This is a genomic window from Kangiella sp. HZ709 (assembly GCF_009674675.1).
Lineage (GTDB): Bacteria > Pseudomonadota > Gammaproteobacteria > Enterobacterales > Kangiellaceae > Kangiella.
In genome coordinates, this window is the sequence record NZ_WKJC01000001.1 from 316,300 (window position 1) to 324,623 (window position 8,324).

At 38.4% G+C, this 8,324-nt stretch carries 9 protein-coding genes; 8 read left to right on the top strand and 1 reads right to left on the bottom strand.

Features of this window, described 5'->3' with window-relative positions; all coding sequences use genetic code 11:
• Positions 1 to 121: 121 nt before the first annotated feature.
• From GJS41_RS01550 to GJS41_RS01585, 8 genes are read left to right on the top strand one after another with little or no spacing between them, the layout of a single operon-like run.
• Positions 122 to 670 (top strand): GbsR/MarR family transcriptional regulator, encoded by a 549-nt coding sequence (locus GJS41_RS01550; RefSeq protein WP_154245584.1) that lies wholly within the window; start codon positions 122 to 124, stop codon positions 668 to 670.
• A 44-nt stretch (positions 671 to 714) separates the two neighbouring features.
• Positions 715 to 1,581: a ubiquinol oxidase subunit II gene (cyoA, locus tag GJS41_RS01555; RefSeq protein WP_370515592.1), complete on the top strand. Its 867-nt coding sequence runs from the start codon at positions 715 to 717 to the stop codon at positions 1,579 to 1,581.
• A gap of 28 nt (positions 1,582 to 1,609) precedes the next feature.
• Positions 1,610 to 3,646, top strand: coding sequence for a cytochrome o ubiquinol oxidase subunit I (gene cyoB, locus GJS41_RS01560; protein ID WP_370515667.1), 2,037 nt, complete (start codon positions 1,610 to 1,612; stop codon positions 3,644 to 3,646).
• A gap of 12 nt (positions 3,647 to 3,658) precedes the next feature.
• Positions 3,659 to 4,282 (top strand): cytochrome o ubiquinol oxidase subunit III, encoded by a 624-nt coding sequence (cyoC, locus tag GJS41_RS01565; RefSeq protein WP_154245586.1) that lies wholly within the window; start codon positions 3,659 to 3,661, stop codon positions 4,280 to 4,282.
• Positions 4,282 to 4,644, top strand: coding sequence for a cytochrome o ubiquinol oxidase subunit IV (gene cyoD, locus GJS41_RS01570; protein ID WP_154245587.1), 363 nt, complete (start codon positions 4,282 to 4,284; stop codon positions 4,642 to 4,644). The genes cyoC and cyoD overlap by 1 nt, the downstream gene beginning before the upstream one ends.
• A complete protein-coding gene (locus GJS41_RS01575) occupies positions 4,645 to 5,250 on the top strand; it encodes an SCO family protein (protein ID WP_154245588.1) in 606 nt (201 codons plus the stop codon).
• Between the two features lie 13 nt (positions 5,251 to 5,263).
• The gene (locus tag GJS41_RS01580) at positions 5,264 to 6,445 is read left to right on the top strand and encodes a YbfB/YjiJ family MFS transporter (protein ID WP_227551221.1); all 1,182 of its coding nucleotides are present in this window, start codon (positions 5,264 to 5,266) and stop codon (positions 6,443 to 6,445) included.
• A gap of 21 nt (positions 6,446 to 6,466) precedes the next feature.
• A complete protein-coding gene (locus GJS41_RS01585) occupies positions 6,467 to 7,369 on the top strand; it encodes an iron-siderophore ABC transporter substrate-binding protein (protein WP_154245589.1) in 903 nt (300 codons plus the stop codon).
• Here the strand turns inward: GJS41_RS01585 and GJS41_RS01590 are convergent.
• Entirely contained in the window at positions 7,366 to 8,064 is a 699-nt protein-coding gene (locus GJS41_RS01590) for a hypothetical protein (RefSeq protein WP_154245590.1), read from the bottom strand. The genes GJS41_RS01585 and GJS41_RS01590 overlap by 4 nt on opposite strands.
• Between the last annotated feature and the right edge of the window lie 260 nt (positions 8,065 to 8,324).

Below are 8,324 nucleotides of genomic sequence, written 5' to 3' on the forward strand. Positions count from 1 at the left end.
ATCGTGACAATATGCCTTTATATATAAGCTATTTATTTTATTTTCTTTGTCATTCGATTTTAATTGACTTAGAATAATTTATTGTTAAAATTTCAGTAATTTCTGAAAATTGGATATTTTGATGCAAATACCTAGCCACATTCATAGTTTTATCCAGCATTTTGGCGAAATGGGTAGCCGCTGGGGTTTCAACAGAACGGTGAGCCAGATATGTGCCTTATTGGTCATTTCAGAAGAACCTCTTAATGCTGATCAAATCTCTGAACATTTGAGTATTTCTCGTTCAAATGTCAGTATGGGTATCAAGGAATTACAGTCTTGGAATTTATTAAGGATGATATCTATTCCAGGTGATCGAAAAGACTATTTCACTACTTCCGATGATATTTGGGAGTTAGCAAGAACCTTGATCGAGGAAAGGCGAAAAAGAGAGGTCGATCCTACTTTGTCCATGTTACGAGGTTTACTGCTACAACGTGATGATACTCAAGAGAATGATTATGCTATTAATCGCATGCAAGAAATGCATGATTTGATTGAGCTATTTGTTAGTTGGTTTACTGATATGCAAAGTTTAAATTCTAAACGCTTGAAGAAGTTAATGAAACTTGGCTCTGGCGTTAATAAAGTTTTGGATATGACCGATAAACTTGCGGGAAAAACTTCTTAGTTTAACGGTGTATTAACTTACATTTTTTACCAGGTGAGACTTTCGTGAAAAATTTATTTCAGAAAAGTTTGAAAATAAGTGTTGGTGTTGCTCTTGCTTTATTTTTAACTTCGTGTGGCAACTCTGAATATAAGCTATTTGATCCAAAAGGACCTATAGCTAATGAGCAGATGTGGCTTATTATTCATTCAACTTGGATTATGCTTCTCGTAGTTGTTCCTGTCATTATTATGGCGATTTGGTTTCCCATAAAATACCGTAAAAATAATGATAAAAATGAATACCTGCCTGATTGGGAACACTCTAATAAAATTGAAGCTGTTGTATGGACGATTCCAATCCTAATTATTATTGCATTAGGTGTCATTACCTATATAACTTCTTTTTCGTTAGATCCAAGAAAACCTATTAAATCTGATAAACCGGCCATGGTTGTGCAAGTCGTTGCAATGGATTGGAAGTGGCTATTTATCTATCCAGAGCAGCAAATAGCCACTGTCAATGAGATAGCTATCCCTGTAGATCGCCCCATAGAATTTTTAGTTACTTCTGACACTGTTATGAATTCATTTTTCATTCCAAATTTAGGCTCTCAAATTTATGCGATGTCTGGTATGGAAAATCGCTTGCATTTAATAGCTAGTGAAGTTGGTACTTATCAAGGCATCTCTGCAAACTATAGCGGATTCGGATTCTCAGGGATGAAATTTTCTACCATAGTAACTAATGAACAAGGTTTTGATGAATGGGTTGTTAGTGTTAAAAGTTCGCAAAGCCCATTGGATGATTCAGCTTTCAGAGAACTTAGAGTTAAAAGTAGAGATGTTCCCCCTAAATATTTTTCAGACGTCAATCCATTATTGTTCAGTGAAATTATTGAACAATATACTGGAGGTTTAAATGGCAAGTAAGCATACAGTGGTTACCGATCCGGATCCTATTTTCGGTAAATTGACCTGGGATTCTTTCCCTTATCACGATCCAATTCTAGTCACGACTTTTATCGTTGTGATTATTGGCTCAATTGGAATTATTGGTTCGATTTTATACTTCGGAAAGTTAAAATATTTATGGAAAGAGTGGATAACATCAGTCGATCATAAAAAGATCGGCATCATGTACATTCTTGTTGCTTTTATCATGCTTCTGCGAGGTTTTTCAGATGCGCTTCTAATGCGCTCTCAGCAAGCTATTGCAGTAGCTAGTGAATCCGGGGCAGGTTATTTACCACCAGAACATTACGATCAAATCTTTACCGCCCACGGCGTGATAATGATTTTCTTTGTTGCTATGCCGTTTATTGTTGGGTTGATGAACATCGTTGTCCCATTACAGATCGGCGCCCGAGATGTTGCTTTTCCATTTTTAAACTCACTAAGCTTTTGGTTGTTTGTGGCCGGTGCTTTATTATTAAATATTTCACTGTTTGTAGGTGAGTTCGCAGCAACAGGCTGGTTAGCATATCCGCCGTTGTCTGGACTCGAATACAGTCCCTGGGTTGGGGTCGATTATTGGCTCTGGGCGCTGCAGATATCCGGGATAGGAACATTGCTCACCGGTGTAAATTTTGTGGTGACCATCCTTCGGATGAGAGCACCGGGCATGACTTTAATGAAGATGCCCGTATTCACTTGGACATCTTTTTGCGCCAACGTATTAATCGTAGCAGCATTCCCAATTTTAACAGTTACTATTACGTTATTAACTTTAGATCGTTACCTAGGTACTCATTTCTTTACCGGCGATATGGGTGGTAATCAAATGATGTACGTTAACCTTATTTGGGCTTGGGGTCATCCGGAAGTTTATATCTTAATTCTTCCTGCATTTGGTATTTTCTCAGAAATTACAGCTACCTTCTCGAGGAAAAGGTTATTCGGTTACACATCTTTAGTCTGGGCGACCGCAGCTATCATGATTTTGTCGTTCATTGTTTGGCTGCATCACTTCTTTACTATGGGCGCGGGGGCGAGTGTTAATGCTTTCTTCGGTATCGCAACCATGATTATATCGATACCAACAGGTGTGAAACTCTTTAATTGGCTATTTACCATGTACAAAGGTAAAGTTGAATACAGTTCACCCATGTGGTGGACAGTAGCCTTTTTCTTAACCTTTGCTATCGGCGGTATGACCGGTGTTATGCTCGCCATTCCAGCAGCAAACTTTGTATTACATAACAGCTTATTCCTAGTGGCTCATTTCCATAATGTAATTATAGGTGGCGCTTTATTTGGCTACTTTGCAGGATTAACATACTGGTTCCCAAAAGCAACTGGCTTTAAGTTAGATGAGAAACTAGGTAAGTGGGCTTGTGGTTTCTGGACGGTTGGTTTCTTTGTCGCCTTTATGCCTTTATACATCTTGGGCTTTATGGGTATGACTCGTCGTTTAAATTATTACGATAATCCAACCTGGAACTTTTGGTTATTAGTAGCTGGCGCAGGGGCACTAATTGTATTAGTTGGTATTTTAATTCAATTTTATCAAATCTTTGCCAGTATTCGAGATCAACGGAAAAATCGTGATCGGACCGGTGATCCATGGAATGCAAGGACACTTGAGTGGTCTACATCTTCACCGCCACCATTCTATAACTTTGCCTTATTACCAGAAGTAAGAGACCGTGATCATTGGCATGATATGAAGCAACTTGGTTTAGCATATAAAAAACCTGAGCAATACCATCGAATTCATATGCCTAAAAATACCTGGGCGGGCATCGTCATTAGTGGTTTTTTACTAGTGTTTGGTTTTGCTATGGTTTGGCATATTTGGTGGATGGCAATTGCTGGCTTTGTTGGCATGCTTGCTTCTTGGATTATCTACGCATTTGAGCGTAAAAAAGATTACTACGTTGAAATCAATGAAGTTGAAGCCGTAGAAGCGAAACGATATCAACGCTTAGAGCGTGCTAAGCAACTAGCTGAAGAAGCAGAACGCGACGCCGATAAAGCTACAACCATTAGTGTATAAGGTGGTAATAATATGAATGCAACTTTAGGAAAGCCAAGACCAGGATTTACAGGTTATGTTACCGAAGAAAGTCATCATGATTATGCTGGCGATACGGTTTTTGGCTTCTGGGTTTACATACTCAGTGATTGTATATTGTTCGCGACTTTATTTGCGGTGTATGCAGTTATAGGAACTAACTATGTTGGTTCTACTGACGCTTTAGAGCTATTCGATTTAGGCTTTGTCTTAGGAGAAACAGCTTTACTTTTATTGAGTAGTTTCACTTTCGGTATGGCCATGTTGGAAGCTAACAAAAGTAATATGAAAGGTTTAATTGGCTGGCTTGGAGCCACTTTTGTTTTGGGCTTGGCTTTCTTGGTAATGGAAGTATACGAATTTGTACACTTTACCCAAGAAGGTGCTGCAGCTTGGGATAGTGGCGCTTGGTCAGCTTTTTATGCTTTGATTGGCACACATGGTTTGCACGTATTTGCCGGCATGATATGGATGATTGTTTTAGTCATTATGATATTGAAAGAGGGCCTAACAGGCGATAACAGAACTCGTTTGATGTGTTTAAGTTTATTTTGGCACTTCTTAGATATTATTTGGATATGTGTATTTAGCTTTGTATATTTGATGAGGTTTGTCTAATGGCTTCAATAAATGAAAATCAATCGCAAGGTCATGAGTCTCATCATGCAGGTGGGGCGGCTCATGGTAGCGTTAAAGAATATGTTACTGGATTAATCTTATCCGTCATATTAACAGCAATACCTTTTGGTATAGTGATGTCAGGTAGTGCAGGAGAAGTACTGAGTATTAGCTTAATACTGCTATGTGCCGTAGGGCAGATATTTGTGCAGCTTATCTATTTCTTACACATGAACACATCTTCAGAACAGATGTGGAATAATATTTCAGGGATACTAGCATTTATTTTAGTGGCGATTCTTATCGTCGGCTCAATTTGGATTATGCAGCACCTGAACCATAATATGCTTATGGGCCATTAGATGACTAGCAGTAAGAAGTTTATTTCGATTGCTTTATTTATTGCTTTTGCAATCGTGGGATTACTTGGATATGCATTGCTTACCGGTAATGAACATCCCCTGATAGGAGTCGGTGGTAAAGATGGCAAGCTTGGTGGCAATTTTACCTTACAAAGTGCTGATGGACCTGTTTCATTAACTGATTACCGAGGTCAAGTTGTAGTTGTTTATTTTGGTTTTTTGAGTTGCCCAGAAGTTTGCCCGACTTCAATGGGTATTTTAAAAAAAACCTTTAAACGATTATCAACAGATGGTTTGAATAACGTGCAAGGTGTATTGATAAGCATTGACCCGAAACGGGATAGTTTCGAAAAACTAAAGAACTTCTCTAGCTTCTACCATCAAAATATTACTGGTGTGACAGGAACGCCAGAACAGGTGGATCAAGTTGCACGAGATTATGGTGCATATTTTAAGATGATTGAGGCTGAGGAGTTTAAGCAAGAATATGCTTTTGAACATACTTCTCGTTACTATGTCATTGATCAAGAAGGCCGGTTAGTTGACGCTATGCGCCATAGTACGACAGCCAATGAATTAACTGCGAAGATTAAAACGCTTTTATAAGTGGAGAAATATTTTGTTTAAAGCAAATAGAATTAGTGTCTTAATTTCAGGGATTTGTGCCTTAATTTTAAGTATGGGTATAGCCCGTTACTCTTTCACGCCAATGATTCCAAGTATGCAAGAGCAGGTGGGAATGACCGAAAGTCTTTCAGGTTGGTTAGCCGGTTGGAATTACATGGGCTACCTGACAGGTTTATTTATTGTTTGGCTAGTCAGTAACTTAAGGGCTAAGGATTTCTTCTACCGTTATGGGCTGCTCGTAGCAGTAGTTGCCACACTAGCTATGGCCGCTTCTGATCATGTTTTAGTCTGGTACGTCAGTCGATTTTTTGCCGGAATAGCCACGGCAGCTGGCTTCATGTTAGGAACTGGCTTAATTGTTAATTGGTTACGAAATAACGGCTACAGAAGTGAGCTGGGAATTCATTTTTCAGGTATTGGCTTAGGTATCGTTGTAGCCGCTGTGATAGTAGACGTGACCAATATAGGTTCAATGTTTGAAACCAATTGGCGTTTACAGTGGGTCGTTTTGGCTGCAGTTGGCTTTATTTTGTTATTGCCATCAATGTTTATGTTACCAATACCAAAAGATGATGAAATAGAGAATTCTCGAGGAGAAGCTCTGGGTGTTGGTGAAGTAAAACCGCCGTCAGAAACTTGGCTATGGCTTTTACAAATAGCCTATTTCTGCGCGGGTTTTAGCAATACCGTCAATGTTACATTCACTTCTTTAATAACAGAATTACAGCCGTTAGATGGCTGGGGTGCCAAAATGTGGCTAGTGGTAGGTATTGCAGCTACACCAGCCCCATTTATTTGGGATAGGGTTGCCAGGAAGATTGGACGCTTAGATGCTTTACGCCTAGCGTTTTTAATCAATGTAGTGGGTAATATTACCTTGGCCCTAACATTCTCAATGACCACTACTATTTTAGCAGCAATATTATTTGGCTTTACCTTTATGGGTATCGTTTCTTTAACTTTAAGTACTGTAGCCAGTCGATATGGAAATAAAGCAACTCAAGTTATGGCTCGTTTGACATTAGGCTATTGTGTGGCACAAATTTTATCACCTGTAATGTCCGGTATTGTGGCGGAAAAAACAGGAAGTTTTGCTATCCCACTTTACATTGTTAGCGGCATTATTCTAATTGGACTCGTGTGCTTACTTCTTATGAAAAAGCACCGCGCATAGAACTGTTAGTAGGGGAGAGCTGTGTTGAGGCTAATTTATAGAGTCTTAATTTTTACACTCACTTTCTTTTTATGTGATTTGGCTATAACAAAAGATTATCAAGTCACTGATACTTTTGGTCGCCATTGGTTTAAGAAAACGCCTGAAAGAATTGTAGTGACTGATTGGACTTTGCTACAAAACCTTCTGGAGCTAGGGATCACACCTTTGGGAGCTCCAGAAATTGATAAGTATAAACAATATGCCGTGGAACCGGCATTACCAAGTTCGATAGCAGATATTGGCTTAAGAAAAGCTCCCAGCTTTAAACAGATCCAAGCCCTTAAACCAGACTTGATCATTCTTGGAACAGGACAAAAAAAGCTTGCAGTCCCCTTATCGAGAATTGCAAAAGTTGTCTATTACAAATCGTTTAGTTCTCACTATAGAACTAATGGCAAGAAATCTAGAACCATTTTTTTGCAAATGGCAGAGCTTTTCCAAAAAACAAAAGAGGCTGACCACTTACTTTCTTCTTTAGATGAAAATTTTAAAGTGCTTAAAACACAGCTGTCAGCAAAGTTTAAAACGAACAAACCTAAGGTTACATTTATTCGCTTCAGTGAAGAAGCGCAGCCGCTTGTTTATGGTAATAACAGCATGCTAGATCACATGCTTAAGCAACTGGATCTCAAAAGTGAATTTGAAATTCGGAAAAACAATTGGGGCGAGCAGCGTATAGCAATATCCGATTTGAATACAATCAATGGCTACCTAGCCATAATTGAGCCTATCGATAAACAGTTCCTAAATAGCCATCCAGATTGGAAGGAAATACCGGCAGTAAAAAATAATAAAGTTATCTTTATACCCGCCAATTGGACGTATGGCGGGGCACTGTCTATACTTCCTATCGCACAGTCACTTATACAACAATTGAATTAGCGCAGCTCATTAATCTCAAGGTAAATATTTTGCAATGATGATGCTTTAACATCGAGTGCGTCGGCCAATTCCATAGTTTGAGCATATAAGTTCCTGGTTTTTATATGTATAGTTTTTTTTACGACCAAAGGGGCGCTAACCCCAATAATATGATCAGAAGCGGGGCGACCGTTAATAACTCTATAATAAAAATGACTATTATCACTTTTAGATGGAAGGTGACGATATTCAATAAGACCATCGCCCAACGAAGTCCCTAATACTTTATTCTCATATAATTGCTCAATTTCAAAACGAGCTAATTCAATCGCTTTAACACCTTGTCGTTCAAAATGGCCATCATACACTGAGCCGGAAAATTTAAAATTTTTCTCAATTTTATTGAGATCAAACACCTCTGGCACTAAAGTCAAATATGTATCTTTATTTAGTAACACGCTCAACTGCGCCATTAATTCATTGTTAACTTTGATTTTCGCAATGACCTGCATATCATGCGGATGATTAAAAAGAGGTAGGTGGGATACATAAATATTCTCTGAATCACCAAAGATCAGCATGCCGTGCGTGCCTATGCGCATTGAATCATTTGAATCTAAATTTTTATGATTATGATTTATTGACTGAACGCAACTAGTAAGGGCAGTGACTAAAACGATGACAATGAGTGCTAAAGCTTTACTAAGAAAAGTCATGAAAATACTCCAGATGATGAATAATTAATGGAGCCGTCCCCGATGATATTGAGAGGTAAGGTCGTCCTTACTTCATAAGAGTTCCAATTCTACCATATAAATAATGCTCCAGCAGTTCTTGCTGTTTTACATGCAAAATTCTAACGCTTTGTGAAATATACCTTTCCAGAATTTTTTTCCGAATGCCTAGAATCACTTATTTCATTACTGACAAATATTTAATGATCATACTTAAAGTAACTTCTAGGCACATATCAATT

What these genes read in the sequence shown, in the direction of transcription:
- GJS41_RS01550 (WP_154245584.1), top strand. Translation starts at nt 122, where the DNA reads ATGCAAATACCTAGCCACATTCATAGTTTTATCCAGCATTTTGGCGAA.
- GJS41_RS01575 (WP_154245588.1), top strand. Translation starts at nt 4,645, where the DNA reads ATGACTAGCAGTAAGAAGTTTATTTCGATTGCTTTATTTATTGCTTTT.
- GJS41_RS01590 (WP_154245590.1), bottom strand. Translation starts at nt 8,064, where the DNA reads ATGACTTTTCTTAGTAAAGCTTTAGCACTCATTGTCATCGTTTTAGTC.
- cyoC (WP_154245586.1), top strand. Translation starts at nt 3,659, where the DNA reads ATGAATGCAACTTTAGGAAAGCCAAGACCAGGATTTACAGGTTATGTT.
- cyoD (WP_154245587.1), top strand. Translation starts at nt 4,282, where the DNA reads ATGGCTTCAATAAATGAAAATCAATCGCAAGGTCATGAGTCTCATCAT.